This window comes from Frankia casuarinae (genome assembly GCF_000013345.1).
In the GTDB taxonomy this organism is placed as follows: Bacteria; Actinomycetota; Actinomycetes; order Frankiales; family Frankiaceae; genus Frankia; species Frankia casuarinae.
In genome coordinates this window covers 2,479,185-2,505,931 of record NC_007777.1, presented here as the reverse complement: position 1 = coordinate 2,505,931, position 26,747 = coordinate 2,479,185, and the positions used below count along the sequence as shown (strand labels likewise).

Genomic DNA, 26,747 nt, shown 5'->3' with positions numbered 1-26,747 from the left:
CAAGCCCGAAGGCCCGAAGGCCGTCACAGGTTGACAGGCGAGTAATCGGAGCAGGAATAGACGAGGGTAGCCGGCGGGGTCCCCTCGAACCGCATCGTTCCGATGTACGTCGCCCCCGTCGGCGACTTCCGCGAGGTCTTCAGCTCCACGACAGGCCTACGGATCCCGCTTTCCAACCGAAGGCACGACGTAACCGGCACCCGGAGGTCCGCCGCTCCCGCTGCGGCGAAAAACACGACCGTCCGACCGGCTCCGACGCGTACCTCCAGCACGTTCACGAAGTAGTTGTCGTCGTAAACGCTCACCGCCACCGATGGCATCGTCACCGTGCCGAGGAGCGCGGCCGAGTAGTCCGCCTGGCACGAGTAGCGGAAACGGTAGCTTCCCGGCAGCGCGAGCGAGAACGTCAGTGTTCCGGAATACCGTCCGGAGGAGCTCACCGGCACGTCGGCCTGGACGGGAAACAGCCGGAGCTCGCGAGAACCCGACGAGACCAGCACGCAGGATGTCCGCGGATCCCGCAGGTCGCTACGGCCGGTCGCGTCGAATCCGACCCGCAGCAGGAAGCCGTCCTGCCGGCTTCTGGTGAGAGTTGCGTAATAGTCGGCGCTGTACTGCGACACCCCGGGCGCGGCGGCGGAGAAGGAGGGCACGACGGTGAGCTCCTGGGACGGTCGGGGGGAGCCTGCTGCAGTGGCCGAACTCGTTCGCGCCCCGGTCCCCGCACTGGTCCCCGCACCGCTCGCGGCCCCGCTCCCCGCCCCGCTCGCGGCCGCGGACGGCGATACCCTCGGGACGCCGTCTTCCGGTCCGGTCGCGGCCACCGTCGCGGACGCGGTGCCGGTCAGGGACCCGTCGCCCGGATGGGCGCCGACACCACCGCGGGCGAGGAACACCCCGGCCAGGATCGCGAGGACGGCTGTCAACGTCCCGGCCACGAGCCACACCCGTCCTGAGGGACGGCCAGGCGCCCCGGACAGCCCAGGCGTCCCAGGCATCCCGGAGTCAGGCCACCGCGAACCGCCTGCCTCCGGCTCGCCGACGGGCGGCAGCAGGGCCGTTGCCGGTCGCGAGACCGTAGGTACCCGCGGCAACGGCGGTGTCGGTACCTGTGCCGGCGGTGGTAGCTGTGCCGGTGTCGGTGTCGGTACCTGTGCCGGCACCAGCACCGGTGATGCCGGTCCCCCGGCCGCGAGGGAGGCGAGGGCGCGCGCGGCAGCCGCGGCATCCAGCCGGACTACCGGGTCCTTCTCGAGCATCGCATCCAGCACCGGCCGAAGTGGACCGGCGAGCACGGTCGGGCGCGGCGGTTCGAACAGGATCGCGCTGAGCAGCCCGGCGGTCGTGTCGGCCTGGAACGGTAACCTCCCCTCCACCATCTGGTAAAGGGTGACTCCCAGGGAGAACACGTCACTACGCCCGTCCGCGGGCTGACCGCCAAGCCGTTCGGGAGCGACATAGGCGATGGTGCCGACCACTCCGGCGGCGGTCATCCGACTGTCGTCGTTGTGCGCGGCGATACCGAAGTCGGTGACGAGTGCCCGGCCACTCTCCGCCAACAGGATGTTGCCCGGTTTGATGTCGCGATGAACGACGCCCTTCGCATGGGCGAAGGCGAGGGCATCGGCGACCGCCGCTCCGATCGACGCTGTCTCATCCGGCCGTAGCCCGCCCGATCCCCGCAGCCGGTCCGCTACCGACCGAGCCGGGATGATGAGGTCCATGACGATCCACGGCAGCCCGCCGTCCTCGACCACGTCATGGACGCTGACGATCCCGGGGTGACCCCGAAGGCGGGCGGCGTTCATCCCTTCCCGCCGTGCGCGGGCGATCCGTTCGGTCCACTCCCCCGGCGTGGAGTCGACGGGGATCGAGACTTCCTTGAGCGCGACGTCGACCCGCAGCATCTGGTCGGTCGCCCGCCAGACGGCCCCCATCCCGCCAGCCCCGAGGCGGTCCTGGAGTCGGTAACGGCCGGCGACGACCAGTCCCGCATGGCCTACCACGGTTCTCCCCGATCCTCCCCGTCCGTGCCGTCCGTGCCGTCCGTTCTGGACGGCTACTTTAGTGAGGGTTCCGTGGATGTCTCCCCGCCGGCCCGGTCGACCCGGTCGACCTGATCCCGACTTACCAGGTCGCCGATCGCGCACTCGTCGTGGGGCCGCCGAATTCAGGGGAGGAAATAACGGTCCAGGGGCCACCGACCGTACCCAGGTCCCCCGAACTCAGGTTCGACCGGCTCGGGTCCCCGTGCCCAGATCCCCCGAGCTCAGGTTCGGCGCCGGGGGGTGCGGGGCGTTGCGTGCGCCGAGCATCTCGGCGGCGATCTCGCGGACCTCGGCCATGCTCGGGACGGCGTGCCCCGCGTCGGTCAGCTCCCGCTGCACGGAGGTCATCTCCACCTCGGGCATGCCGCAGGGCGTCGCCCAGGTCCATGGCCGCATGTCGCAGTCGACGTTGAGCGCGAATCCGTGGCTGGTCACCTTGCGCGTGCACCGCAGGCCGATGGACGCGATCTTCCGGTTGGTCCGGCGGGTCCAGACCCCCGTGAGCTCGACGGACCCGGGCGGGGTGTCCCGCCGCTCGGCCGGAATGCCGAGCGCCTCGACCGTGTCCACCAACCGGGCCTCCAACAGCCGCAGGAACGGCACCACCGCGTTCATCGCGCCGATATGACACATCACGTAGCCCACCAGCTGGCCGGGGGCGTGGTACGTCAGCAGCCCACCCCGGTTGGTCTCGTGAACCGGGATGCCCAGCCCCGCGAGCGGGCGGTGCTCGGGCGGGGTCCGCTTGCCGACGGTGTAGACCGGCGGATGCGACAGGAACCACAGCGTGTCCGGCCGCACGCCGTCGATCCGTTCCCGCACCATCACCCGCATCCGTGCCATGGCAACCTCGTAGTCGACAAGATCGTCGTCGAGGCGCAGCAGGATCTCAGGCCAGGTCACCGGGCCCGGGCCCGGGCCCGGGCCGCTGTCCACCCCGTCGACGGCGTCCACCCGGTCGATAGCATTCGCGGGGTTCACGGCATTCACCTCTCCACCGTATGCCCGGTCCACCGTATGCCCGGGTTCCGGCGGTCCGGGCCGGGATGATCCCGCGCGGTCGGCGTACCGTGGCCCACAGGGAGCAGCGATGACGTACGATATTCTCGCCGACCTCGTCGTGGTGGCCCACCTGCTCGGGATCGCGTTCATCATCTTCGGTGGGCTGCTGGTCCGGCGGCGGCGCTGGCTGCTCTGGCTGCATGTGCCCGCCGTCATCTGGGGTGTAACGATCATCACGATCGGGTTCACCTGTCCGCTGACCCCGCTGGAGAAGTATCTGCGACGGCTCGATGGTCAACCGGCCTACCAGGGCGGTTTCATCGATCATTACCTTGCGGGCGTCCTCTACCCGGACGATCTCACCTGGCTCGTCCGCTCGCTGGCCGCGCTGATCGTGGTCGTTGCCTACGTGCGCGTCTGCCTGGACCTACACCGACGACGGTCCCGACCGACGGTGGACACCGGACCGGATCCGGCATCATCCGACCCCGGCCAGCGATGACCGTGATGACCGGCGGTGGGTCAGGCCGAGGCCGGCTACGACGTCACGGCACTGCGAGGTCACGGCGCTACGATGTCACGGCGCTACGACACCGCCACCGGCGCACCCCGAATACCCCAGCGGGCACACCGCCTACGCTGGCGCCGCCCAGCCGGTGTTCGCGGGGCGGCGCCGGGTGTCTCAACCGGCGGTGAGCCAGTGGGACACGGCGTCGCCCGTCACGACTCGCACGGTCAGGATTACCGCGGCGACCGCGAGAAGCGGAACGACGACCCAGTGTTCGATCCTGCCGTCCGTCCGGGGAACCAGGACTGTCTCCATCCGCCAGGTGACCGGCCAGAGAAGAGGGCAGCCGCGCGGGGTCAGGCAGTCCCCGGCCAGGTGGGCGAGACAGCCCAGGGTGACCGCGTAGCCGGCGAAGCTCATGTCAATGCCGTGCATGAGAAAGACAGCGACCCCGGCGGTCACGCAGTCCATGACGGACGACCAGTGCTCGTGCTTCTCGAAGTCCAGGCCGAGCCCACGTAACCCGAAGCCCACGAGGACGAACAGCGCGGCCCACCACCCATACTCGAAACGGGCAGCCAGCAGGCCCATGACCACACCCATGCCGAGCGCGAAGAGGATCGAGTGGGTGGCGTGCCGGTGGCCACCGGCGGCCCTGCTGATCCACCTGCACATAACCCGGGTGACCGGCCCGAAGGTGTTGGCGATCCGACCGTGGGGATGGTCGATGTCGGGCAGGAGCGCCGCGCCCGCGGATACCACCGCGCCGGCGATCACCTGGGACGAGGACAAGGACACCGCGTGCGAGCCCAACCACTGCTCCCGGGACAGCAGGGGTGCGACGGCCAACCAGACCACCGCCCCGCTCAGGGCGTGGGTCCGTCCCATCATGGCAGCTCAACCTCAATGATCAGCATCGTCAGACTGTATCCAGCCGATCCAGCCGCCGCGCGCCGAGCGACGTTCGGCTGTCCCGTGGCAAGCGGGCTCCGCGTGTGGTCCTAGAAGCCGAGCCGCTGATACACGCCGTTGCTGGTCGGATCAGCCGGATCGGTGAACAGCAGGACCTCGTGCGCTCCCGCGTCCAGCGCAGCCTGGCTCACCGCTGCCGTCACAGCCCCGGCATAGCCCAATGGCGCTTAGTTAAGCGGTCCGAGCAAGGATGATCTTCGATTGTTGATCATGACGGATGCCGGTGTCTGTTGGGCGTTTGACTCGGTAGGCGCTGTGGCGGCCTCGTCTGATGGCGCGTGGGTACGTGCGGTGGCGGCGCACCGGGTTGAGCTGTTCGATGATCTCTGTGAAGATTTCCCGAAGCGCGTGCGTGTGGTCCTCAGTAGGGTCGGGGAATGGCGCGGTGGCCGTCGGCTCCGTTTCCATTCCCCGCCACATCGATCCGTGCATGCCGTTCTCCGGCACACGGCTCTCCGACGTTCTTCACCGTCGGCGTTCGGCCTTGCCTCGCCATGGCTTGTTCGGCCAGGGCGGAATGGGTCTGGCGGTCCGTGACATGACTAGTAGCCCGAGGTAGTTCTTCGACGACTAGCCGACGATCCAGCGTCCGATTTTCCCTCCGTGATCCCACGGGAAATGACCTCGCGATCCTCCGCTGTCAACACCGCGCCGCGCACCGAACCTCCAGATCAGTAGGCCACGTTCCTACCAGACCCGATCTATGACCGGATTCATACGTGGTGCACTGACCTATTGAGACCGAGCGGGCTTCGCCCCGCTGGTGGGTCTTCACCTCATCGAAGATTCTTTCAATTTCCCACCGCTCATGGTAGCCCGTGGCGAGTTCCACCGCGGATATATCGGTTTGGTCAAGGATGTTGGTGATGAGGCAGATCAGTTCTCCGGTGCCGGCTCCGGTGCGGTCGGGCACCGTGTATTCGATGACGCGGACGGGTGTCGCGTAGTCCTCGGGAAAATCGCGGCCCGCGCGGGCGTCGACGATGAGCTGTTCCCGCCGTTTCCCGCTTAGTTTCGGATTGATGACAATGGAGAGGTAGGAGCCGTCAGGGAGCGGTTGGATGACCGGTAGCGCGAGGTTGGACCTGACTCGCCAGAGCAGGTCCGCGCCGGTGTCAAGTGCCTGGTGCCACAGGTCGCGGCCGTAGAAGTTGCGGTCGGCGGTGAGGAGCATCCCGGGTTCGCAGGCGTCGAAGAGAGTGGCGGCGAGGGTGCGTTCGTCGCTCGCCCGGGGGCCGACCGCGGCGGCGACGATCGCGTGCGTGCCGCATTCGGCGAGCGCGACAACATGGACCTGTGGCAGGGCGCTGGCCTTGTGTCCGTTGGTGTGCCGTCCGAACCTGGCCACGTTCTCGGGGGTGTCCGCGGCGTCGAGGAAGAACCCGTCGATCGCCGTCAGCCGCCGGGAACGCAGCCATGCGCCCTTGGTACCCCGCCCCGCGACCGGCACCGCGACACGTTCAAACAACAGTTTCAGAGGCGCGGCGCCGAGTCTGATCCGTGCCTGCGAGATCGCCCCGCTAGTTGGGACCTGCCAGTCACCCTTCCAGTTCCCCAGCCACCTCAACGCACCGGCGAGTTTACGCATGACTTCTTCGTAGTCATCGTCGAAGAAGAGGCACATCGCCATCGTGAAGTACACCATGACCCGGGCTGGCAGCAGCCTGGTACGCCGTTCCTGCCGTTTCGTCTCCACCAGCGCTTCATCGACGAGATCCCGGGGAACGATTCTGGCGAGCACACCGATCGAAATACGGTCGGTCAGCCGCTCGCTGTCCACGGCTGGCAATTCCACTACCTGACGAAGGCGCACCACACCCGGATGCTATCTGCCGACCGCCCGACTCCCGATGTGAACTCTCCGCCGCCCACTGATCGACGTTGAGGAACTGGACCGAACGCCGTGTTCGAAAATTGATCGACGCGGGATCGGACGTTGGCATGTCGGGATGGACAGGCGTCCCTCTAACTTAATCGAGCGGCATTGCCACCTCAGACTCATCCGCGTCGCCTCACCACAAAGGACCGCCCCCATGATCAGACTCGCGTTTTACGGCAGGGTCTCCACCGAAGACCAGCAGGATCCAGAGGCCTCCCGTAACTGGCAGATCGCCCGCGCACGAGCCCTGCTGGTGATCCTGCGTGAAGCCGACTCCACCGGCAAGGCCGAGGTCTACCGTGAACTTGGCCTGAAGCTTATCTACGATCACGAAACAGAGACGATCACAGCCGAAGCCACACCAAGATCATCGGCGTGCGTAGTGTCTGTGTCCGAGGGGGGATTCGGCCACTACGCACACGCCCTTAACCAGCGCAGGCGCATACCGGTTGCCCGGCAAGCGGGCGACCGGTAACAGCCCGCGTGCCGGCCCTGCGTCACCGCCGCACCGAACACTCATGCGCCCCCGGAATCCTGCCGGCCGGCTTGCCCGGCAACGCCCAGCAGACGCCGCTACAACCGACCGAGATCGATCTTGACCGGGAAAGGTGCGGCAGCATCGACGGCGCCCGTGAAGACCTCAGCGCCACGGTACGTTCCGGTCGCCGGGTCGAGGACGTAGGTATAGACGACCGGGACGCCGGCGGGGGGCTGCTCGACCCGCCAGTAATACGAGATTCCAGCCTTCGCATACTGCTCGGCCTTGACAATCCGGTCGGTCGTCTCAGAGCCCGGTGAGACCACCTCGACGACGAGCAGAAGATGCTCGGGACGGGCCGACATGATGTCGATCGTGTCGGCGCGGTACACGGCCACGTCCGGACGCCGATTCGTCAACGGCACGTCCTGAAGCCGAACATCGACGTCGAAGTCCGCGTTCCAGCCCGGCCCGGCAGCAGCCTCCAACGCGACCGCGAGGATCTTGACCAGCCGGTTGTGACGCTTGGACGCGCTGGGGCTCACAACGACCGTCCCGTCCACGATCTCGATGCCCGCGCACCGCTCCTCGGACCAGGAGTCGTATTCCTCCGCCGTGATCTGCTGGTGCATCCAGGCAGGAGCGATCATCCCCGCAGTGATGGCACACCTCCTTCAGATGATCCAACAGACCTGATCCCCGCCGAACCAGCGTAGCGCCGTACCCTCTGTGTCTCGGCATCCTGCGGCAGCCCACCCGCACCCGCGAGGGTGGCTGGGACTGACCCGGGTGTGTCAAGAAAACGGCTCTGTCGCACATCCGGTTTGCGCCGTGAGGCGCTGTGGTTCGAGTGGAGGTGAGAGACCTTCACCGTCTGCCCTGTCGCTGCAGGGTGGGTGGAGCTGAGGGCTGCCTGGTCCGGGTAGTGCCGGTCTGGGTGGGAGCAGCCCTGACGAAGCCGGGACGTTTCAGTAGCGGTCCGAACTGGTCGAACGCGAAGCACCGGTTCGGACAGGTGCCGGTGAGGTACTCGATCCGGTCGAGCTTGCGGTTCTTGTCCGGGTCGGTGGACTCCTTCCACGTCCTCGTGCGTGGGAACGAGATCCGATGGTGGTGCAGGAGCTGCCGCAGCCGTTCCCGACCGATGGTGACGGTGCGGTCGGGGTTGTCGGCCAGGTAGGCGGCGAGCTTGCGCAGGCTCCAGTGCGTGAACGGCTGCCCGAGTCTCTCCGGGCGGGTGCGGGCCGTCGCCACGGCGAACACCTCGTCGTCAGAGCTGATCAGGCGGGGACGGCCTCCCGCCCAACGAGGGTCCAACGCGTCCAGGCCGATCTCGTTGAACCGGTGGATCACCCCCCGGACCGTGTCCTCGTCCGCCGCGACGAGACGAGCGATCGCGGGGACCGGGGTCCCACTCGCCGACGCCATGATGATCAGTGCGCGGCGGACTCGGATCGCGCCGTGTTTCCCGCGGCGCGCGATCGCTTGGAGTCGTTGGCCTTCCTCATCGGTCAGCCGCCGTGCCCGTACCGGCCGCGCCATCGCGGTTCACCTCCAGGGCTGGTCGCCGTCCTCATCGGGGATGGTGTGCCCGTGATCACCCGCCTCTACCTACTCCACGGCCGGAAACGTTCGTGGTCAGCGCACCAGCCGGGCAGGATCCGGTGGCGGAGAAGCGGGAAGTCAGCTCGGCGGTGCATCTGGCGCATGATCTTCTTGGTCTTGGTGTTGACGCCTTCGGTGCCACCGTGGCTGTAAGAGCCTGTCCTGGATCTTGAGTGATGTTAACGCTCTGTAGTGTCGCGGGGTTGCCAGCGTGGGACGGGATTCCCGCGAACGAGACGGCGGACCATGGTGCGGATCATCGCCCAGTGGATGAACGATGCGGAGGTGGCGGGGTGGCGTTCGTAGTCGCGGGCAAGCCGCCGGTGGGCGGTGAGCCAGACAAGGGTACGTTCGACCACCCATCGTTTCGGCAGGGCCTCGAAGGTTTTCTGACCGGGTTTCTTCCGAACGATCTCGACGGTGGTCCTCATGATGGTCCGCGCCCATGCAACAGGCTCGCCAGCGAAACCGCCGTCGGCGAACAGATGACGGCGGCTACGATTCCTTAACCTGTCGGTCCTTCAGATCCTGCGGCTGTTGACCTGTCCGTGGTCTTCCCGACTGGTTGGATGATCGCTGGTCGTCGGTTGGTGCGGCCGGGTGGGCGTCCGGGGCCGGGTCGGGCGGGTTTCGGTGCGCGGGCCGGTAGCGGTGTCTTCGGGCGGAGGTTGCGGAATCCCCGGCGGGCACGGGCCGGAGTCAGCCTTGTGGGTTCGGCGGGTCGTTCCCAGGGGCGGCGCAGGTCGGTGGTGAGCGCGCGGGCGAGCCGGAGCTGGGTGTAGGCGGTGAGGACAAGCCAAGTCCAGCGGTCCGCCGCGGCGGGGTCCCGGATCTTCGGGGCGGTCCAGCCGAGGGTCTGCTTGACCATGCGGAAGGTGTGTTCCAGGTCGAATCTTCGCAGGAACGCCTGCCAGGCGCGGTCGACGTCGGCGCTGCCGGCGTCGGCGGTGGAGTGCCACAACCAGACCGGTTTCGGGCGCCGTTCGCCCGGGAGGCGGTCGACGACGAGACGGATCAGGGTGCCCTCGATGATCGGGAGCTGGCCGGTGTGGTGTTCCCATCCGCCACGGCGGGTCAGCCGGGGGTGGGCCCGGTCCCAGCAGGTGGCGACCGCGGTGCCGTACCGGCGGGTCTCGGTGGTCGTGGTGACCGTAGGGGTGGGCAGGCTGGCCGGGTCGGCCAGGGGCAGCTCGGGGCCGTGCCGTGGTGGCCGGCCGGACGCCTTCGGCGGCCGCGGGAGGACGGGCAGGCGGAAGACCCGGTCGGAACGCAGCCGGCCGACGAGGTCGACGGGCAGGCCGGCCAGCAGGAAGGCCAGGCGGGTGACGTCGTAGCCGGCGTCGAACACGACGAGGATGTTCGGATCACCGGCGGTGTGGTGGCCGACGGCTGCGAGCCGGCCGACCACGTCCCGGACCTGGGCGGCGGTCACCGTGGTGAGGTCGTCGTCGGGGCCGAGACGGACCGCGTCCAGCGGCGCCGTCCACGAGGTGCGGCCCGGTTCGAGGGCGGCGACGAACGAGTAGGGCCAGCCCGGGATCATCTGGGCGTTGCCCTTGCCCCGGCCGTAGGTGTGGCAGAACAGCCGGCCCGGGCTGGTGGCCGCGTCCGGGCGCAGCCACGGGCTGACGTCCACACCCAGCACGATCCGGCCGTCGGCAGCGCGCGGCAGCGGCAGCCCGGCCAGCGCGCGGCGCAGCCGGCTGATCTCGACCCGGCCGTGGTTGATCGCGCCGTACAACGCGCCGTGCCCTCGGCGGTGCTCCGCTGCCGGCGACAGGCCGACCAGGTCACGGACCGGGCCGTCCGCGCACAGCACGGCGTCGGTGAGCTCGAACAGGGCATCCGCCCGCCGGGTCAGACAGCCATAGAACTGAGGAGTGAATTGCTGGACCGCGGAGGGGCTGGTTCCGGGCATGCGGGAAGGCGCTGGGAGCCGGGCTTCCAACGCTGGTCTTATCGGTATTCGGTGCGCGTGCTGCGGGTGTTCCTTTCTGTCTGGGGTAGCGGCTATGCCGCTGGTGTGATGGTGACGGTGTAGCCGAGTTTCTCCAGTTCGCCGACGAGGTTCTTCCGGCGGCGTTCAGGGTCCCGGCGTCGGCGGGCATGCCAGTCTCCGCCGAGGTCCTGGTAGACGGTCTTGTTCGCGATGATGTGCCAGTAGGCGATGAGAATGTCGTGGCGGGTCGCGCCGATCGCTTTCAGGACACCGCGGCGGCCACGGACCTGGGCGTGGTGGGACGCCAGGTAGGTGTCCTTGCTCCGGGCGGCGGCGTGCGCGGCCTCGGTCAACGCGGTACGTAACCACTTGTTACCGTGTCGGGTCCGCCCGGACAGGCGTTTCCCTCCCGAGGTGTTGTTCCCCGGACAGATACCCGCCCAGGACGCGAGATGGCCGGCGGTGGGGAACCGGCTCATGTCCAGGCCGACCTCGGCGAGCAGCACGGTCGCGGTGACCTCACCGACCCCGGTGATCGTGCGGATCCGGTCGACCGTCTCCCGAAAAGGGGCGATCATCACCTCGATCCGGTGGTCGAGCTCGTCGATCTGCTCGTCACACAGGTCGATCCGGGCCAGGAGCTGCGCGGCGAGGAACCCGTGATGCCCGGAGCGGAACGTTCCCGCGAGTGCCTCCTGCAACTGTGGGATCTTGCTGCGGAGTCGGCCACGGGCCTGATCAGCGAGATATTCCAGGGACTGCTCTCCCTCGATCATCTTCTCCAGGATCGCACGGCCCGAGACCCCGAGTAGCTTGGAGGCGACGCTGGTGAGTTTCACGCCGGCGTCCTGCATCAGTTTCTCCAGCCGCTGGATCTCCCGGGTCTTCTCCTCGACCACGATCCGCCGGGCCCGGGTCAGGTCACGCAGGTCCCGCTGGGGTTTCGGCGGCACGAACGAGGCGCGTACCAGGCCGTGCGCGACGAGGTCCGAGATCCACGCCGCGTCCGCGACGTCTGTTTTTCGGCCTGGTACGTTGCGGACGTGGGTGGCGTTGAGGAGCCAGCACTCGAACCGGTCTTCCAGCAGGTGGAACACCGGCTTCCAGTAGACGCCGGTGGATTCCATACCCACCAGAGAAACCCGCTGTTCCGACAGCCACCCGGCCAGCCGGGTCAGTCCCGCTCCCGTCGTGGCGAAGGTCCGCACCTCCCCCCGCCTGCCGCCACCACGCCCGCCAACCCGGACCGCCGCCACGACCGTGTCCCGGCGCACGTCCAACCCGGCGACCCGGTCGATCACCACATCCATGAAAGACCGCCTCCTCCCCTTACGATCAGTGATCCACACGGACCGCCCGGGGAGGGCCTGTCTTCAAAGATTCTGAGGTACGCGCTCGTGGCAGCAGGACAGGATTCCTCAGGACCTCCGCGCCACACTGACCTACGGGCTCGCAGGCACCACAGAGGGACGACGTCGGACCGGACGGCACCAACATCCTCATCAGGGCAGGGTGCCGGCGCAAGCCGTCATGATCACTGACCTGACCTGGAAGCCCTCGGCGAGCTGCTCGTAGCGTTCACCCTTGCGGAGGTGGACGAGCACCAGGAGTGCCTGCTCGGGTGGGGGCAGCTTGCGCCAGGTCCGGCGCTGGGCGCGATCCTCGGCCAGCAGCCCCGCAAGGAAGGTCAGGGTCGACTCGGGCAGGTCGACGACACCAGGGTAGGTTAGCAACGGAAGTCCTCGGTCAAGGGCACAGTGGGGTAGACACCCTGTGATCTACCGGGGACTTCTCTATTTACGGCACCCCTCCGGCCACCGCCCGGCCAACTATCGCCGCCGCCAGATGACGGAACGACCGGAACCAGTGCCCGTTCAATTCGTCAATTGGTGATCCTCAACGGCCGAAAGAATCAGACAAACAGAGATTGAAAAGGCTCAATGATCAATCTCACTGGCGTCGGGGGGCGTGGTCCGTGTCGGTCGAAGAACTGCAGGTACGTCGCTCGTAGAAGAACTCGATCGAACCGGAGGCCCGTAAAGACCGCCGCTGCGCGACGGTAATCCCGCGTGCCGCCCGTGGGCCGCCCGCGATCTGGTGACGTTCGGCACAGTCGGGCCACACCCCGGAAAGATCGACATTGGTTCCCATCAAAATACCTTGGCGTAAGCCGTGGTCGGCGGCGAGAATAGCAGCGGATGGGAGATCTTCCCCACGCCGCCGCGCGCCTGGAAGGCCGTACCGTGGTAGGGTCCGGCAGTCGTAAGATCATTTTTATTCATCTCTCGGAAACGCCGGCCGACGGAGTGCTTTGGGTGCTTACCGACCCCGGCGAGTAGCATGCGATATCTCTGTCGTGCATGCGACATCGTCATGAAAGGTCGCGGATCGTTCGTATCATGAAGCCAGCCAGTGAAAGGGCCTCGCTGAGTGCCGGCGCGCTCTTCGCGAGTCAGTCGGCGCTGGTCAGACGTCTCTGCAATCGCCGCCGAGTCATCGGGCCTGGCGCCTGCGACTGGAAAGCAGCCGTGGCGCGTGGACCTCAGCTCTCCTTTCGGCCCGCTGGCCCGTGGACCGTAACCACCCTCAGGAGGAGCATGTCCATTCAGTGAAGCGAGACCAGAAGACTGAAGGTCGGTTCGAGCGAGGAGCCCACGAGCATGGTGGACAGCATCAATGCGTTCATGATCTTCGGTCCTCTGGAGATCATTCTCAAAGGAGAGATCATCTCGATTGAGTCCGGAAAGCTCCGCACCCTGCTGGCAGCCCTCCTGCTGGACGCGGGCAGCGTCGTCGGCTCCGATCGGCTGATCGACTGGTTGTGGGACGACCACCAGCCAGCGAACCCGCGGGGAGCGCTACACACGTACATTCGGCGGCTCCGTCAGCTCCTGGGCGACCCGAAGATGCTGAGCACTGTCAGTAGCGGCTACCGCCTGAACCTCGGGACGGCGGTCCTGGACCTGCAGCAGTTCCGCCGGCTGATCAGGGGGGCCGAGGAGACGGCGGACCCGCAGGCTCAGGCGAAACTGCTGACCGACGCGCTGGCGATCTGGCGCGGCCCCGCGCTGGCCGACGTGCCCTCCGAGTCCCTGCGCCGGGAGAAGGGCGCGGCGCTGGAGGAGGAAAGGATGTCCGCGCTGGAGTCCCGCTTCGAGCTCGAGGTGCGCTTGAACCGAGCCGCCCAGATTGTCCGCGAGATCCGCCTCGCGGCTATCGACAATCCCTATCGGGAGAAGTTCTGGGAGCTGCTGATGCTGGCCCTGTACCGGGCCGGCCGGCAGGCCGAGGCACTGGACGTCTACCAGCAGGTGCGCACGCTGCTGGTAGACGAGCTCGGCATCGAGCCCGGCAGCGGCCTGCGGGACCTGCACGGGCGGATCCTCGAGTCCGACCCGCAGCTGTGCCTGCCGGATCGGTCCGCACCCGACGCGGCGACGCCGTCCACAGTGCCGGCCCAGCTCCCCGCCGACGCGATCGGGTTCGTCGGCCGGCAGGAGCTGATGGACCAGCTCACCGAGGCCTTGCGCCCGTCTGGGACGCGCCCGGGCGTACCGGTCGTCGTGTTGTGCGGGCCGCCCGGAATCGGCAAGACGGCGCTGGCTGTAAGTCTCGGCCACCGGTTGCGGCCAGCGTTCCCGGACGGGCAGCTGTACGTCAACCTGCGCAGCCACGAGCGGCTCGGCCAGGACCCGCCGCTCACTCCGGAGCATGTGCTGCCGCAGTTCCTACGCAGCCTCGGCGTTCCGCCGGGCCAGATCCCGGTCGAGCTGGCCGAGCAGGCGAACCTGTTCCGATCGAAGGTCGCCGGCCGACACGTGCTGGTGATGCTCGACAACGCCTCGAGCATTGACCAGGTGATGCCGCTGTTGCCCGGCGACGCCGGTTGCTCCGTCATCATCACCAGCCGACGGCACCTGGGTGGCCTGGTCGCCACGCTGGGCGCGCAGGTCGTCCAAGTGGGCACTCTGAGCCCCGAGGAGTCCCGCGAGCTCGTCGAGGGCATGTTGCGCAACGTCGCTGTCCCGGTGGATCCTGCGCTGATTCCGGAGGTGGTGGCGCTGTGTGCGTATCTCCCCCTCGCCCTGCGCATCGCCGCCGCCAATCTGATCAGTTTCCCGGGCGGCCACGCCGACGAATACGTGGACAGCCTGCGCACGGGCAACCGGCTGGCGGCGCTTACCGTGGACGACGACCCGGTCTCGGCGGTGTCCAACGCCTTCGCGCTGTCCTACGACTCGGTCGGGCCGGACGATCGCCGGTTGTTCAGCCTGGCCGGGCTCTTCCCCGGGCCCGACTTCTCGGCCAATGCCGTCGCTGTCCTGGCAGACATGAGCACAGCCCAGACCCGCAACTCGTTGAACAGGCTCACGGTGGCGAACCTGCTGCAGCAGCAGGCGCCCGGCCGGTACCAGTTTCACGACCTGCTGCGGGAATACGCTTACAAGCGGGCAGGCGACCATTTCACTGCCCAGGAGATAGCGGCGGCAGTGGACCGTCTCGGCCTGTGGTACCTGGTCGGCACGAGAAACGCGGTGGATATCCTGCACGTGGAGTTCCTCCGGCTCCCGCTGCCGCCAGAAACACGCTCCGTGATCGACGCGCCGGAATTCGTCGACGAGAGCCAGGCGATGGCCTGGCTGCTCGCGGAGTGGCGCAACGTCCTTGCTTGTATGCGCGCGCTCGACGGTTCCTGTTCAAGCCATCTGACCTGGCATCTTTCCGATGCGCTCCGCGGGTTCTTCTGGACCGGAAGATATCGGACTGAATGGTCGGAGGCGGCGCACGGCGGTCTGATTGCGGCCGGTCGGAGTAAGGACAAGCTCGGCATGGCCGCGATGCACCGCAGTCTCGCCAACCTGTATAACACGCTAGGTGACTATCGTCAGGCGATAAACCACCTTGCTGAAAGTGTCGCCCTGCACACCGACCTCGGCATGTCCGAGGAGGTGGCCGCCATCCTGAACAACCTCAGTCTCGCCCATCTGAGTCTCAGCCAGGTCGATCAGGCCGAGCGCATCGGGCAGGAGGCCTTGGCGATCGCCCGGGAAGTCGGGTCCCCGCGGACCGAGGCCGCCGCGCTTGGACTACTCGGCCAGATCCACTGGGCTCAGGGCGACATGACTGTGGCCACGATCTACATCACGTCGTCGCTGCGGGCCGCCGGCGAGCTCGGGCTGCATCACATCACCTCGTACAGCCTGAGGAACCTGGGCCTGGTACGTGAGGCGTTGGGAGATCTGGACGCTGCGAAGTCCTGCTTCTCCCAGGCTCTTGAGGTCTCCACGCGTATCGACTCCTTCTACGACCGGAGCATCTCGCTCTACGGGCTCGCGCTGGTGCACCACGATGTCGGTGACAACCAGGCCGCGCTTGAGTTCGCCGAGCAGGCGCTGGGCGCCTTCCAGGAGTGCGGTGACCGGACCTTTGAGGCGGAGACCCTCTGCATCATGTCGGGGATCAACGCCGAGCGCGGGGACTGGACCGCATCCATCCAGTGCGCCCGGCAGGCATTCGAACGGGCAAACGCCATCGACTACACCGACGGGAAGGCCTACTCGCTCGTCCGGATCGCGCTCGCGGACGACCACTTCGGCCGTGCCGCCGCCGCGGCGCTGCACGCGGCAGACGCCTTCGCCCTGGTGGCCGGCACCAACCGGATCACTCAGCGCAGGATCCTGGTAGACCTCGGGCTGATGTACGCCGAGCAGCAGGAGTTCGAGCGAGCCACCGAATGCGCACAACGCCTGCGCACCATCTCGGAGGAGACCGGGCAGCTTCTGGGCGCGGCCGAGGCGAAAAGGATTATGGCCCTGGTCACGCGCCGGTCGAACCTTTTGCCATCCGCCGAACCCCTCCGGAACGAAGCGTCGTAGACCGTCGGCTGGACCGCGTGCCTGATACAACCCGGGTGCGCGGACCGCGCGACATCCGGCCTTTCTCACCCTCTGATCATGCGCCCCTCGGCGGAACTGGTCTGATACGCCGGCGTGGTCCCGCTGATGTCAACCGCCAGCCAGCCGTCAGCGGCACGAAAGGATGGTCGGGGTAGCTTTGTCCTGCGCAGGAAATATGCGCCCAGTACAAGCAGATGCCGTCCTGGCGACGGGCGCAGCAATCAGCGGAAGAAATCCCGCGCAGGACCCCAGCGAAGGATCCGTAGATGCCGGCTGACACTGAGATCGCACACACCGAGGACTCTCTCCGCGAGCTGCACTTCATGCAGACGGTCGACCGTTCCCTCATCCACCGTCACGCGCTTTCCGAAGTGTTCCTGACCGACACCGTGCCAGGGCCTCGGCAAGTTTGCTGGTAAGCAGACTTTCGGCGTTGTGTGGGGCTTCCAGTGGGGTTGCGTAGCGCGCTTCTGACGCGAGGCCGGGGGCGTCATGGGTGCGGGCACGGCTCCTGGAGATCATGGAGGTTCCTACACCGTCATGATCGTCTCGAGGTGCCATGCCCGCCGCACCAGTATTACCGCCTGCCCCTGTTCTCGATCGGCTGGCTGCCGTCGGCGCCGGCAACCAGCCTCCGTCGCCGGCGGGTCTGCTGGCGGTCTTCAACCAGCTACCGGACCCCCGGAAGCCCCGCGGCAGGCGGCACAGCCTGGCCGCTGTGCTGACGCTGGCGACCTGCGCGGTGCTCGCCGGGGCGCGGTCGTTCACCGCGATCGGTGAATGGTCCGCCGACGCCGGCCAGGCGGTCGCGGGCCTGCTCGGCGTCTCTCGAGTGCCCGAGGAGTCGACGTTTCGCCGGGTACTCGCCGCACTCGACGCCGACGCCCTGGATACGGCGCTGGGAGCATGGGCCGCCGCGGCGACCACCCCGCCGGCCGGGACGCGGCGGCGGCTCGCGGTCGACGGCAAGACGCTGCGCGGCTCCCGCACGCCTGACAGTCCGGGCCGCCACCTGCTCGCCGCGCTCGACCACACCAGCGGTGTCGTGCTCGGCCAGGTCGCCGTCGACGCGAAGTCGAACGAGATCCCGGCGCTGCCCGTCCTGCTCGCCGACCTGGACCTGACCGATGTGATCGTGACCGCGGATGCTCTACACACCCAGCGACAGACCGCATCCTGGCTGGTCAGCCGGCATGCGCACTACATCCTGACGGTGAAGGCCAACCAGCCGGCGCTATACGCCCAGCTCGCCGCCCTGCCCTGGCGCCGGGTGAAGACCGCCGCGCGCACCGTCGAACGCGGCCACGGCCGCCGCGAGCGGCGCACCGTGAAGACCACCGAGGTCCGCGCGGGACTACTCTTCCCGCACGCCGTGCAGGCAGTGCAGGTCACCCGCCGCCGCCAGCCGCTCGCCGACGGGCCGGCCACGACCGAGATCGTCTACCTTGTCACCAGCCTGCCGACCCACCAGGCCAGCCCCACGCTGCTGGCCACCTACGCCCGCGAGCACTGGCTCGTGGAGAACCGGCTGCACTGGGTCCGCGACGTCACCTTCGGGGAGGACCTCAGCCAGGTCCGGACCGGCCACGCTCCCCAGGTCATGGCCAGCCTGCGCAACCTGGCGATCGCGATCCTTCGCCTGACCGGCGCCACGAACATCGCCCAGGCAATCCGACACCACGCGCGGCGCCCCGAACGACCACTAGAGACGATCAAGAGCCTTGCTTGCTAACCGACAACTTTGCCGGGGCCCTGACACCGTGCCCACCGGTGCGACGTCCTACCTGGCTGCCGCCCAACTGCCGTCGTCCCACGCGTACTTCACCGACCACGTCCGACACGGCGCGGTGGATCCACTGCTTCTGCTGGAATGCTCACGCCAGGCTGAGACCTACGGCGCCCACGTGCATTTCGGCGTGGCACGGGACACCCGGTTCGTCCTGAGGTCGTGGTCCATGCAGCTGCCGGGGCTGTTCGCCATCCGCACCCGAGGCGCCAGCGAGCTGACGATGGCGGTCGGCACGCGCCCACTCGTCGGCGACCGGCCGACCAGTCGGTCGCTGGCCTACGACATCCGGCTTTCCCTGGACGGCGTGGCCATCGGCGACACCCGGATCGCGGTGGGCTACCTGTCTGACTCCGCCTACGAACACGTGCGGGCGCTCCGCCGGGGAAGCGCGCCGCACACATCGGACGACATCCGGCCCACGCCCGCGACGATCGCGCCGGCCGCTGTCGGGCGAGCCAGCAGCGTCAACACAATCCTCGTGGATCCCGTCCAGTTCGCTGGCGGGGCCACGGCCACCATTCGGGTGCCCGTCGACAACCGCAGCATGTTCGACCACGCACTGGACCATTTCCCCGGCATGGTACTCACCGAGGCGGCCCGGCAGCTGTGCCTGTGGTCCGGCGCGGACCTGCTCGGCGTGCCGGCCACCGCGGCCACCGTCGTCGCCTTCGACCTGGCCTTCACCCGGTTCGCCGAGCTGGATGTGACAACCACCGTGGCAGCGGTCCACCAGCATGAGGACGTGGTCGGCGGGTCCACCTTCGCCGTGTCCTTCCAGCAGAACGACGCCGTCATCGCGGCGGGAACCATGACCATCTGCCCGGTTCCCACCAGTCATCTCACCGACGACTGAACCCACAGCCGCACACAACGCCAGCTGCACAGGGCGAGGACGGGCACCGGCGGTGGCGCCGCGGGCCCGGGAGGAGAATGCGATGGGCCGATCGATCTTCATCACGGGCGGGAGCCGGGGCATCGGCCTGGCCGCCGCACGGTCGTTCGCCGAGGGGGGCGACCGGGTCGCCGTCGCCGGCCGGTCGGGGGCCGCCCCGGAAGGCGTGCTCGGTCTGCGCGCGGACGTCAGGGTACCTGGCGACGTCGAGCGTGCGCTGCGAGAGGCGGAGGAGGCGCACGGAACGGTCGAGGTACTCGTCGCCAACGCGGGCATCACCATCGACGTCCCGCTGCTGCGGATGTCCGACGAACAGTTCGAGACCGTGGTCGACACGAACCTGGCCGGAGCGTTCAGAGCCGTCCGGGCCGCCGTCGCCAGCATGCTTCCGGCCCGGCGTGGGCGAGTGGTGTGCGTGTCGTCGGCACTTGGTTTCCTCGGCTCCCCCGGGCAGAGCAACTACGCCGCGTCCAAGTCCGCCCTCCTCGGCATGGCACGGTCCGTCGTGTGGGAGCTCGGGAACCGCGACATCACCGTGAACGTGGTGGCACCGGGGATCATTGACACCGACATGACCAGGCCGCTGACCGAACAGCGCAGGCAGGAGCTGATGCGGATGACCCCGCTGCGCCGGATGGGGACAGTGGACGAGGTCGTCGCCGCCATCCGGTTCCTCGCCAGCGACGAGGCAAGCTACGTCACTGGCACCGTCCTCCCCGTCGGCGGCGGCATCGCGATGGGCCTGTAGGCGCAACCCCGACCGGGTGCGGACAGTCCGCGCCGCCGTCAGGTGCGGGCCGCGGCCAGCAGATGCCGGGTGTACGGGTGCGCGGGGCGCTCGAGCACCTGCTCCGCGCCGCCGATCTCGGCCACCTGCCCGTCCTTCATCACCAGGACGCGGTCGCTGACGTGCCGGATCACTGCGATATCGTGGGAGATGAACAGCAGGGCCAAGCCGAGTTCGTCGCGCAGTCCCGCCAGCAGGTCGAGGATCTGGGCCTGCACCGACAGGTCGAGCGCGGACACCGGTTCGTCGCAGACGAGGACCTCGGGTGACGGCGCGAGCGCACGCGCGATCGCCAGCCGCTGACGCTGCCCGCCGGACAGCTCGCGAGGGTGGCGTCGCAGCACCTGTTCGGACAGCCCTACCTGGTCGAGGAGTGCGACGATCCGATCTCGTCGCGCCCGGCCCCGATCCGGACCGGACATGGCGTCGCCGACGATCCGCTCGGCGGTGTGACGCGGGTCGAATGAGCTCAGGCAGTCCTGGTGGACGGCCTGTATCCGGTGCCGCCGAGGCCTGCGGTCACGTTCGCGTACCCGGCTGGGCGAGGCGGTCGCCGCCGCGGCCGCCACCCAGGGCGCGCCGGCGAACCGGACGGTACCCTCGTCCGGTTCGAGCAGGCCGAGCACGATGCGGGCCAGCGTGGTCTTGCCGGACCCGGACCCACCGATGACGCCGAGTGTCTCGGCGGCACGAAGCTCGAACGTCACGGCACGGACGGCGTCCCGCCACCCCCCGTCGGGATCGCGGAAACGTTTGGTGATGCCGGTGGCTTCGACGAGAGCCTCGGCGGTGTCCCTGCGGGCCGGGGCGACGACCCGTGGCGGTCCGGCCCGCTCCGTTTCCGTTCCGGGCCGCCAGCACAGGACGCCGGGTTCGAGACCCGGGTGATCGGGGCGCGGCAGTTCCTCGCGGCACCAGTGGTCGGCGAGTGGGCAGCGCACCGCGTATGGGCAGCCGTCCGGCCCGGCCGGTGGACGGCGCGGCAGGTCCGGGGACAGCACGGTGCCCCGCGAGTGCCGCGAGGGGGCCGCCGCGAGCAACGCGCAGGTGTACGGATGCCGTGGACCGCCAAGCACGTCGACGGCCGGTCCCTGCTCGATGATCCGCCCCTCGTACATGACCGCCACCCGGTCGGCGACGGCGGCCACCGTGGCAAGATCGTGACTAATCAACAGCAGAGCGACACCGCCGCGTACCAGGCCGCGCAGCACCTCGACGATCCGCTCCCGGGAGGCGGCATCCAACGCGGTCGTGGGTTCGTCGACCAGCAGCAGGTCGGGTCCGGCCGCGACCGTCGAGGCGATCAGGGCCCGCTGTCGCAGACCGCCAGAGAGCTGATGCGGGTACTGCCCGGCGCGCCGGGCCGGCTCCGGCACCCCCACCTGCCCAAGCGTCGCGACGGCCCGCTCGCGGACGTCGCGACGGGCCACGATCCGGTGGACGCGCAGGGGCTCGGCCACCTCCGCTCCCACCGTCCGCAGCGGATCCAGGGAGGCCAACGCGTCCTGGGGCACCAACCCGATCCGGCGGCCTCGCAACACCCGCCACCCCGGTTCGGTCAAGGCGGTCAGATCCACGCCCTGCAGGTCCAGCCGGCCAGCACGGACCATCGCACCGCGCCCGGCCAGTCCGATCAGCGTCCGGGCGAGCACGCTCTTGCCGGCACCGGACTCGCCCACGACCGCGAGACACTCGCCGGGACGGACGGCGATCGACACGTCCCGCACCGCACGCACGCCGGCGACGCCGTCCCGAAACGTCACGTCCAGCCGCTCGACGACCAGGGTCGGCTCGGCGGCGGTCACGTCCGGGCTCATCCGCCGCGCCGGACAAGCCGCTGCTGGGCCCGGCGGCCGGCGGCCTGGACGGCGAGCACGGTCAGCGCGAGCGCCGCACCCGGGCACACCCCGACCCACCACGCGGACCGTAGGAAGTCCCGGCCTTCCGCCAGCATCAGACCCCACTGCGCGGTGGAGGGCTGCGGGCCCAACCCGAGGAAGCTCAGCCCCGCCACGTACACGATGGCCGAGCCGACCCCCGTGGTCGCCAGCGCCAGCGCCGGACCGAGCGCGTTTGGCAGCACGTGGCGCACGACCAGCGCCATCCGGCCGACGCCGAGTCCGCGGGCCGCCTCGACGTAACCCGCTCGGCGGGCGACCATCGCCTCGGCGCGGACGAGGCGGCCGTACAGAGGCGTCAGCGCCACCACCGTGGCAATCATGGTCCTGCCGCTGCCGGGCCCGAGCACCGCGATGACCAGGAGGGCGAGCATCAACGGGGGTATCGCGATCAGCACATCCATCACCCGGGTGAGCACCAGGTCGACGAGGCGCCCGCCGAGCGCCGCCGCGAGGCCCAGAGCCGCACCGATCCCCACGGCCAGCGCGACGGAGCCGACGCCGAGCAGCAGGGACGCCCGGGCACCATGCAGCACCCGGGCGCACACGTCCCGCCCGAGCTGGTCGGTCCCACACCAGTGCGAGCCGCTCGGCGCTGCCAGCACGCCTGACGGGTCGACGACGGTCGGCGAGGCGCCCGTGAGGATCCCCGGTGCCGTCACCGCCAGGGCGATCACCAGGAGGATGCCAGTGAGCAGGATCGTCGACGCGCGGGCGACGAGACGCGGCGCGGGCCGGTCAGACAGCGTCGGAGGCGCTGCCAGGACGTTGGTCACCGGTCCATCACCTCGATCCGAAGCCGCGGGTCGAGGACGCGTTGCAGCAGATCCACGACGGTGAAGACGACGGCCGAGACCAGGGCCGATGTGAGGACGACCCCCATCACCACGGGCATGTCCCGGTCGATGACGGCGTGCACGGTCAGCGCGCCGAGCCCCGGGCGGGCGAAGACCGTCTCGACGAGGACGGTGCCGGCGAGCAGCGTCCCGGCGAGCCAGCCGCCGAGGTTGAGCGCGCTTGCGGCGGCGTGGCGCAGGGCGTGGCGCATTGTGACGCCGGTGGGGCTCAGGCCGCGGGCCCGAGCGGCGGCGGCGAACGGCTGCGCGAGGGCGGCTTCCAGTCCCTCCCGCAGCGTCCGGGAAAGCGCGCCGGCGGCCGGCATGGCGAGGGTCACCGACGGCAACACAAGGCTGGCCGCGCCCTGGGCCCCCGCTCCGGGGAAGATCCGCAACTGGAACGAGAACACGCTCACCAGCACGATGCCCACCCAGAACGAGGGCACGGACAGGGCCAGTGACTCCCAGGCCATCGCCGCGGCGCGCAGTCCCGGTCGGCGGCCCGCGGTCGCGACGGCGATGGCCACCCCGGTCAGGACCGCGAGCACCAGCGCCGCGGCCGCGAGTTCGGCCGTGGGTCGCAGCTGATCCACGATCACCTCGCTGACCGGCTGCTGGAGTTGATACGAGGTACCCAGGTCGCCGCGGGCGAGATGGCCGAGATAGTGGACGTACCTCAGCGGAGCCGGCTCGCCGAGACCGTACTCTGCCTGGATTTCCGCCCGTACCTGGGGCGAGGCGGACGTTCCCGGCCCTAGCAGGACCGCCACCGGATCGCCCGGGGCCAGCTGCAGCGCGGTGAAGGTGAGCGTGGCGGCGCCCAGCAGTACCGCGGCACCGGAGAACAGGTGTCGCAGCAGGTGTCGCAGGACGGTCCGGCGGCGCGCGGGTTCGGGGGCGGGGCCGCGATCCTCCGTCGCCGGCGCCTGCTCGAGGACATGCATGTCGCCTCCAGACATCCGCCGCGCTACCCGGAGACGCGCCAGGCATCGAAGAAGAGCGGCCAGGCGTTCGGGTCGACGCCGATGCCGTCGACCCGTCGGGCCACGCCCAGGATCGAGCTGGGCGTGTAGAGCGGGACCACAGCCGCGCTGGCGAGCACGTCGTGCTGGACCCGCCCGTACAGGTCGTCGCGGGCCGTCCGGTCGAGGCTCTCCGCGCCGTCGACCGTCAGCCGGTCCACCTCCGCGTCGGCCAGCTGCGCCATGTTCTGCCCGCCAGATGCCGGGGAGCTGGCGGAGTTGAAGAACAGCCGCAGCACATCCGGATCAGCACGGCTCCAGCTGAAGTCCAGCATCTGCGCCTTGTTGCTGTAGGAGAGCGCCAGGTAGGTGCCGACGTCGAGACTGGGACGGGTGACCTCCACGCCCAGCTTCCGCAGGTCGGCCTGGATCGCCTGGCCGAGCACATCACGCTGGTCGCGCAGGTACGTCGGCACGACCGGCCAGGAGATGCTCAGCCGCCGGCCGTCGCGCACGCGGAACCCGGCGCCGTCGCGCCTGGCCCAACCGGCCTCGTCGAGCAGCTGGCCGGCTTTGACTGGGTCGTAGGGCCAGCTCTGCCTGACGGTCGCGTCGTAGGAGGGAGTGACGTCCGTCAGCGGGCCCCAGGCTCGCCGGTACTGACCGAAGTACACGGCGCCGACATTCCGGTCCACGTTGATTCCCCGCTGGATCGCGGTGCGGACCCGGCGGTCGGTGAAAGGCGCCAGCGACGTGTTCAGGTAGAGACTGTAGGGGACTCCCGGCACGTCCTTCCGCAGCAGCCGCAGATTCCGGTCGGCGCCGACGGACCGCGCGTCCGCCGGTGGCACGGCGGCGGCGACGTCGACCTGCCCGCTGGTCAGCGCGCCGACCCGGATGGAGTTCTCCTTCAGGATGCGGATGACGATCCGGTCGAGGTAGGCGGGGCCGGAGTGCCGCGCGGTCGCGGGCGCCCAGTCATAGGCCGGATTCCTGGTCAGGACGATGCGCTGGCCTCGGGTGCGACTGGTGACGGAGAACGGCCCGGTACCAACCGCTCGTGGCCCGCCCGCGCACAGCTGCGCGGCGTCGGTGGCGAGGACCTTCGGCGAGTAGAAGCCGAGATAGGTGGTGCTGGCGGCCTGGAGGAACGGGGCGAACGGCCGGCTGAAACGCACCCGTACGGTGTAGAGATCGACGACGTCGGTGCCGGCGTACGGGCCGAGCAGGCTCGCGGCGTACTGCGACCTGGTCTGCTTCGCGACGATGTGCGCGAAGTTGGCCCGCACCGCCGCCGCGTCGAAGGCGCTGCCGTCGGTGAAGGTCACGCCGTGGCGCAGATGAAAGGTGTAGGTGCGCAAGCCGTCGGTGATGTCCCAGGACGTCGCCAGCCAGGGGTGGAAATGACCGGCGTCGTCCTGCGCGACGAGTGAGTCGAAGACGTTGCGGAGGACGCTCGCGGTGACGTCCTGCTGGCTGGCGTGGATGTCGAAGCAGGTCGGCTCCGCGTCGATCGCGTAGGTCAGGGTTCCCCCGCGCACGGGTCGACCACCGCCTGCGGGAACCGCGGCGGTGTCGGGACCGCACCCGGTGAGCAGAAGTATCGCCGCGACAACGAGGAGTCCGAGCGCGGACCGTACGGACACGATGGGGTGCACAGCAGAGCTCCGGGGGTCGAGGGCCGGTGTGGTCAGAGGGCCGCGGGCGGGACGTCCGCGGCCGTCGCCCCCCGCCGGTCGGACGTCCCGCCCGCACCGGGTGACCGCACCTGCCCGGCGGGATGCGCCCCGGCCTCGCGGAGATGCCGCGTCACGAGCCCGTGCACGAGCGGGCACCACTGCGGGGGAAAGATGTGGCCCAGCTCGTCGACAACCACCAGCCGCGCGGCGGCGATCTCGCGGGCCAGCGTTTCGCCGTGCGCGAGGGGAAAAACGGTGTCGCGCCGGCCGTGCACCACCAGGGCCGGCACCCGGATCGCGCCGATCCTCGCGGTCAGCGGCGGCGTGCGGTCCAGTGCCCGCAGATGGTTACTGCCAAGGTCCGAGCCCGCCTCCCGTCGCATCGAGCGCTCGACCAGGTCCCGCCAGTAGGTCTCACTGAACGGCGCGCCGGCCCCCACGAGCACGCGCCAGCCGCGCACCGCCGCCGCGACGCGCGCCGCTCTGGTCGTCGGCGGGTTGTCGTTCAGCGCGGCGACGTGGTCGAGCAACGGCCGCTCCGGACCGGGCAGGCCGGTCAGGGGCGGCAGATGGACGTCGCCGTTGGCATCCGGGGAGCAGGACAGCAGGACCAGGGAGCGAACCAGGCTCGGCTCCTCCAGCGCGAGCAGCTGGGCCACGATGCCGCCCGCGGACTGGCCCACCACGTGTGCGGATGCCAGTCCCAGTCCGGTGATGACGTCCGCCGCGTCCCCGGCGAGCGTGGACAGGTCATAGCAGGAAAGGCGGGAGTCGGTCTTCGTGGACAGACCGACGTCACGATGGTCGTATCGGACCACCCGGTACCCGGAATCGGCCAGCATCCGGCAGAGCGCGTCGGGCCAGGTGATCCCCTGCGCGGGCCCGCCCATCACAAGCAGAATCGCGGGATCCGCTGACCTGCCAAAACTTTCGGTCCATAGCATAAGATCGTCTCGTGTCCGCACAAACCGTTCCATCTGCGTCTCTCTGCTAGCGTGCGCGTGTCTGGCAATCCCCGACGGGTCACGTGTGGAGGCGGCGGCGATGCCCGGTTACCGGCGCGGCGAGACAACAGCCCTCGTGCTGGTGGATCTCCAGCACTGGATCGTCGACATGCCGTGGGCGCCGATCCCGGGTACCCAGGTCGTCGACGCCTGCGTCCGGCTGCGTGACGGCCTGGCCGACGCGAAGGCGACGACGGTGATCGTGCGTTATCTGCGTGCCGACGGCCGCGACGGTGGGCCCCAGGCCGCGCCGAACCAGCTCGTCGCCGCCCTGGCGCCGCGGCCCGGCGACCTTGTCGTCACCAAGGACGGCCTGGATGCCTTCACGGGCACCGGCCTGGCCGGGCTGCTGCGCGAACAGGGCCGCACCAGGCTGGTGATCGCGGGCCTGTCCACCGCGCACGGCGTGTCCGCCACCGCTGGAACGGCGGTGGCGTCGGGCTTCGACGTGGCCGTCGTGTCCGATGCCACCGCGAGCGTGACGGTGGCGGAGCACACCGGAGCGCTCGATCAGCTCGCGCGCGCGGGCGCGGCGATCTGCTCGATGGCGGATATCCTCGCGCCGTGAGGCG

The 26,747-nt window shown here is 69.2% G+C and carries 21 protein-coding genes and 3 pseudogenes; 8 read left to right on the top strand and 16 right to left on the bottom strand.

Features of this window, described 5'->3' with window-relative positions; genetic code table 11:
* Window positions 1-23 precede the first annotated feature (23 nt).
* Together FRANCCI3_RS23400 and lipB are read right to left on the bottom strand one after the other, a co-directional pair.
* The gene (locus FRANCCI3_RS23400; protein WP_011436555.1) at window positions 24-2,006 is read right to left on the bottom strand and encodes a serine/threonine-protein kinase; all 1,983 of its coding nucleotides are present in this window, start codon (window positions 2,004-2,006) and stop codon (window positions 24-26) included.
* Between the two features lie 219 nt (window positions 2,007-2,225).
* Entirely contained in the window at window positions 2,226-3,029 is an 804-nt protein-coding gene (lipB, locus tag FRANCCI3_RS10725; protein WP_023842002.1) for a lipoyl(octanoyl) transferase LipB, read from the bottom strand.
* A gap of 109 nt (window positions 3,030-3,138) precedes the next feature.
* Between lipB and FRANCCI3_RS10720 the strand changes: the two genes are divergently transcribed.
* Window positions 3,139-3,552, top strand: a complete 414-nt coding sequence (locus tag FRANCCI3_RS10720; RefSeq protein WP_011436553.1) for a DUF2784 domain-containing protein — start codon at window positions 3,139-3,141, stop codon at window positions 3,550-3,552.
* Between the two features lie 180 nt (window positions 3,553-3,732).
* Here the strand turns inward: FRANCCI3_RS10720 and FRANCCI3_RS10715 are convergent, their stop codons facing one another.
* From FRANCCI3_RS10715 to FRANCCI3_RS10710, 3 genes and pseudogenes are all read right to left on the bottom strand, one after another.
* Window positions 3,733-4,449, bottom strand: coding sequence for a metal-dependent hydrolase (locus FRANCCI3_RS10715; RefSeq protein WP_011436552.1), 717 nt, complete (start codon window positions 4,447-4,449; stop codon window positions 3,733-3,735).
* A 110-nt stretch (window positions 4,450-4,559) separates the two neighbouring features.
* Window positions 4,560-4,688, bottom strand: a pseudogene (locus FRANCCI3_RS29030) (GNAT family N-acetyltransferase); the annotation flags it as partial.
* Between the two features lie 482 nt (window positions 4,689-5,170).
* Window positions 5,171-6,346: an IS4 family transposase gene (locus FRANCCI3_RS10710; protein ID WP_369807862.1), complete on the bottom strand. Its 1,176-nt coding sequence runs from the start codon at window positions 6,344-6,346 to the stop codon at window positions 5,171-5,173.
* A 217-nt stretch (window positions 6,347-6,563) separates the two neighbouring features.
* Here FRANCCI3_RS10710 and FRANCCI3_RS10705 point away from each other — a divergent pair, with 217 nt between their 5' ends.
* Complete coding sequence (locus FRANCCI3_RS10705) at window positions 6,564-6,884, top strand: hypothetical protein (RefSeq protein ID WP_011436548.1); 321 nt, start codon at window positions 6,564-6,566, stop codon at window positions 6,882-6,884.
* Window positions 6,885-6,982: 98 nt separating this feature from the next.
* On the opposite strand, the gene FRANCCI3_RS10700 is transcribed toward FRANCCI3_RS10705, so the two are convergent.
* The 6 genes and pseudogenes from FRANCCI3_RS10700 to FRANCCI3_RS10675 all read right to left on the bottom strand — a co-directional run bounded on the left by FRANCCI3_RS10700 (window position 6,983) and on the right by FRANCCI3_RS10675 (window position 12,164).
* Window positions 6,983-7,537, bottom strand: coding sequence for a Uma2 family endonuclease (locus FRANCCI3_RS10700; RefSeq protein WP_011436547.1), 555 nt, complete (start codon window positions 7,535-7,537; stop codon window positions 6,983-6,985).
* A gap of 310 nt (window positions 7,538-7,847) precedes the next feature.
* A pseudogene (locus tag FRANCCI3_RS10695) lies at window positions 7,848-8,429 on the bottom strand (helix-turn-helix domain-containing protein); the annotation flags it as partial.
* 242 nt (window positions 8,430-8,671) lie between these two features.
* Window positions 8,672-8,983 (bottom strand): annotated as a pseudogene (locus FRANCCI3_RS10690) (IS5/IS1182 family transposase); the annotation flags it as partial.
* A 14-nt stretch (window positions 8,984-8,997) separates the two neighbouring features.
* Complete coding sequence (locus FRANCCI3_RS10685) at window positions 8,998-10,410, bottom strand: NF041680 family putative transposase (protein WP_011436544.1); 1,413 nt, start codon at window positions 10,408-10,410, stop codon at window positions 8,998-9,000.
* A gap of 92 nt (window positions 10,411-10,502) precedes the next feature.
* Window positions 10,503-11,741 carry an IS110 family transposase gene (locus tag FRANCCI3_RS10680; RefSeq protein WP_011436543.1) on the bottom strand — a complete coding sequence of 413 codons (1,239 nt, stop codon included), beginning with the start codon at window positions 11,739-11,741 and terminating at the stop codon, window positions 10,503-10,505.
* Between the two features lie 192 nt (window positions 11,742-11,933).
* Window positions 11,934-12,164, bottom strand: a complete 231-nt coding sequence (locus FRANCCI3_RS10675) for an IS5 family transposase (protein ID WP_011436542.1) — start codon at window positions 12,162-12,164, stop codon at window positions 11,934-11,936.
* A 927-nt stretch (window positions 12,165-13,091) separates the two neighbouring features.
* Here FRANCCI3_RS10675 and FRANCCI3_RS10670 point away from each other — a divergent pair.
* The 5 genes from FRANCCI3_RS10670 (at window position 13,092) to fabG (ending at window position 19,757) form a co-directional block, all read left to right on the top strand.
* Complete coding sequence (locus FRANCCI3_RS10670) at window positions 13,092-16,307, top strand: AfsR/SARP family transcriptional regulator (RefSeq protein ID WP_011436541.1); 3,216 nt, start codon at window positions 13,092-13,094, stop codon at window positions 16,305-16,307.
* 287 nt (window positions 16,308-16,594) lie between these two features.
* Window positions 16,595-16,747: a hypothetical protein gene (locus tag FRANCCI3_RS27995; protein ID WP_162238930.1), complete on the top strand. Its 153-nt coding sequence runs from the start codon at window positions 16,595-16,597 to the stop codon at window positions 16,745-16,747.
* 140 nt (window positions 16,748-16,887) lie between these two features.
* Window positions 16,888-18,060: an ISAs1 family transposase gene (locus tag FRANCCI3_RS10665; protein WP_011434857.1), complete on the top strand. Its 1,173-nt coding sequence runs from the start codon at window positions 16,888-16,890 to the stop codon at window positions 18,058-18,060.
* A 28-nt stretch (window positions 18,061-18,088) separates the two neighbouring features.
* Window positions 18,089-18,970: an AfsA-related hotdog domain-containing protein gene (locus FRANCCI3_RS10660; protein WP_011436540.1), complete on the top strand. Its 882-nt coding sequence runs from the start codon at window positions 18,089-18,091 to the stop codon at window positions 18,968-18,970.
* Between the two features lie 82 nt (window positions 18,971-19,052).
* Window positions 19,053-19,757 (top strand): 3-oxoacyl-ACP reductase FabG, encoded by a 705-nt coding sequence (fabG, locus tag FRANCCI3_RS10655; protein WP_011436539.1) that lies wholly within the window; start codon window positions 19,053-19,055, stop codon window positions 19,755-19,757.
* Between the two features lie 38 nt (window positions 19,758-19,795).
* Here the strand turns inward: fabG and FRANCCI3_RS10650 are convergent, their stop codons facing one another.
* From FRANCCI3_RS10650 to FRANCCI3_RS10630, 5 genes are read right to left on the bottom strand one after another with little or no spacing between them, the layout of a single operon-like run.
* Window positions 19,796-21,613 (bottom strand): dipeptide ABC transporter ATP-binding protein, encoded by a 1,818-nt coding sequence (locus FRANCCI3_RS10650; RefSeq protein ID WP_011436538.1) that lies wholly within the window; start codon window positions 21,611-21,613, stop codon window positions 19,796-19,798.
* On the bottom strand, window positions 21,610-22,470 hold the full coding sequence (locus FRANCCI3_RS10645) for an ABC transporter permease (RefSeq protein ID WP_011436537.1): 861 nt from the start codon (window positions 22,468-22,470) through the stop codon (window positions 21,610-21,612). Before FRANCCI3_RS10645 ends, FRANCCI3_RS10650 begins: the two co-directional genes overlap by 4 nt.
* Entirely contained in the window at window positions 22,467-23,474 is a 1,008-nt protein-coding gene (locus tag FRANCCI3_RS10640; RefSeq protein ID WP_023841854.1) for an ABC transporter permease, read from the bottom strand. The genes FRANCCI3_RS10645 and FRANCCI3_RS10640 overlap by 4 nt, the downstream gene beginning before the upstream one ends.
* 23 nt (window positions 23,475-23,497) lie before the next feature.
* Window positions 23,498-25,138: an ABC transporter substrate-binding protein gene (locus tag FRANCCI3_RS10635; RefSeq protein ID WP_235463213.1), complete on the bottom strand. Its 1,641-nt coding sequence runs from the start codon at window positions 25,136-25,138 to the stop codon at window positions 23,498-23,500.
* Window positions 25,139-25,182: 44 nt separating this feature from the next.
* On the bottom strand, window positions 25,183-26,115 hold the full coding sequence (locus FRANCCI3_RS10630; RefSeq protein WP_160323729.1) for an alpha/beta fold hydrolase: 933 nt from the start codon (window positions 26,113-26,115) through the stop codon (window positions 25,183-25,185).
* Between the two features lie 100 nt (window positions 26,116-26,215).
* Between FRANCCI3_RS10630 and FRANCCI3_RS10625 the strand changes: the two genes are divergently transcribed.
* Window positions 26,216-26,743 carry a cysteine hydrolase family protein gene (locus tag FRANCCI3_RS10625; RefSeq protein WP_023841852.1) on the top strand — a complete coding sequence of 176 codons (528 nt, stop codon included), beginning with the start codon at window positions 26,216-26,218 and terminating at the stop codon, window positions 26,741-26,743.
* The last annotated feature ends 4 nt before the right edge of the window (window positions 26,744-26,747 follow it).

Excerpts from the sequence above, each read along its gene's own strand:
- FRANCCI3_RS10720 (WP_011436553.1), top strand. The coding sequence starts at position 3,139 with ATGACGTACGATATTCTCGCCGACCTCGTCGTGGTGGCCCACCTGCTC.
- FRANCCI3_RS10715 (WP_011436552.1), bottom strand. The coding sequence starts at position 4,449 with ATGATGGGACGGACCCACGCCCTGAGCGGGGCGGTGGTCTGGTTGGCC.
- FRANCCI3_RS10705 (WP_011436548.1), top strand. The coding sequence starts at position 6,564 with ATGATCAGACTCGCGTTTTACGGCAGGGTCTCCACCGAAGACCAGCAG.
- FRANCCI3_RS10700 (WP_011436547.1), bottom strand. The coding sequence starts at position 7,537 with ATGATCGCTCCTGCCTGGATGCACCAGCAGATCACGGCGGAGGAATAC.
- FRANCCI3_RS10685 (WP_011436544.1), bottom strand. The coding sequence starts at position 10,410 with ATGCCCGGAACCAGCCCCTCCGCGGTCCAGCAATTCACTCCTCAGTTC.
- FRANCCI3_RS10680 (WP_011436543.1), bottom strand. The coding sequence starts at position 11,741 with ATGGATGTGGTGATCGACCGGGTCGCCGGGTTGGACGTGCGCCGGGAC.
- FRANCCI3_RS10670 (WP_011436541.1), top strand. The coding sequence starts at position 13,092 with ATGGTGGACAGCATCAATGCGTTCATGATCTTCGGTCCTCTGGAGATC.
- FRANCCI3_RS27995 (WP_162238930.1), top strand. The coding sequence starts at position 16,595 with ATGCCGGCTGACACTGAGATCGCACACACCGAGGACTCTCTCCGCGAG.
- FRANCCI3_RS10665 (WP_011434857.1), top strand. The coding sequence starts at position 16,888 with ATGCCCGCCGCACCAGTATTACCGCCTGCCCCTGTTCTCGATCGGCTG.
- fabG (WP_011436539.1), top strand. The coding sequence starts at position 19,053 with ATGGGCCGATCGATCTTCATCACGGGCGGGAGCCGGGGCATCGGCCTG.
- FRANCCI3_RS10650 (WP_011436538.1), bottom strand. The coding sequence starts at position 21,613 with ATGAGCCCGGACGTGACCGCCGCCGAGCCGACCCTGGTCGTCGAGCGG.
- FRANCCI3_RS10640 (WP_023841854.1), bottom strand. The coding sequence starts at position 23,474 with ATGCATGTCCTCGAGCAGGCGCCGGCGACGGAGGATCGCGGCCCCGCC.
- FRANCCI3_RS10630 (WP_160323729.1), bottom strand. The coding sequence starts at position 26,115 with ATGCTATGGACCGAAAGTTTTGGCAGGTCAGCGGATCCCGCGATTCTG.
- FRANCCI3_RS10625 (WP_023841852.1), top strand. The coding sequence starts at position 26,216 with ATGCCCGGTTACCGGCGCGGCGAGACAACAGCCCTCGTGCTGGTGGAT.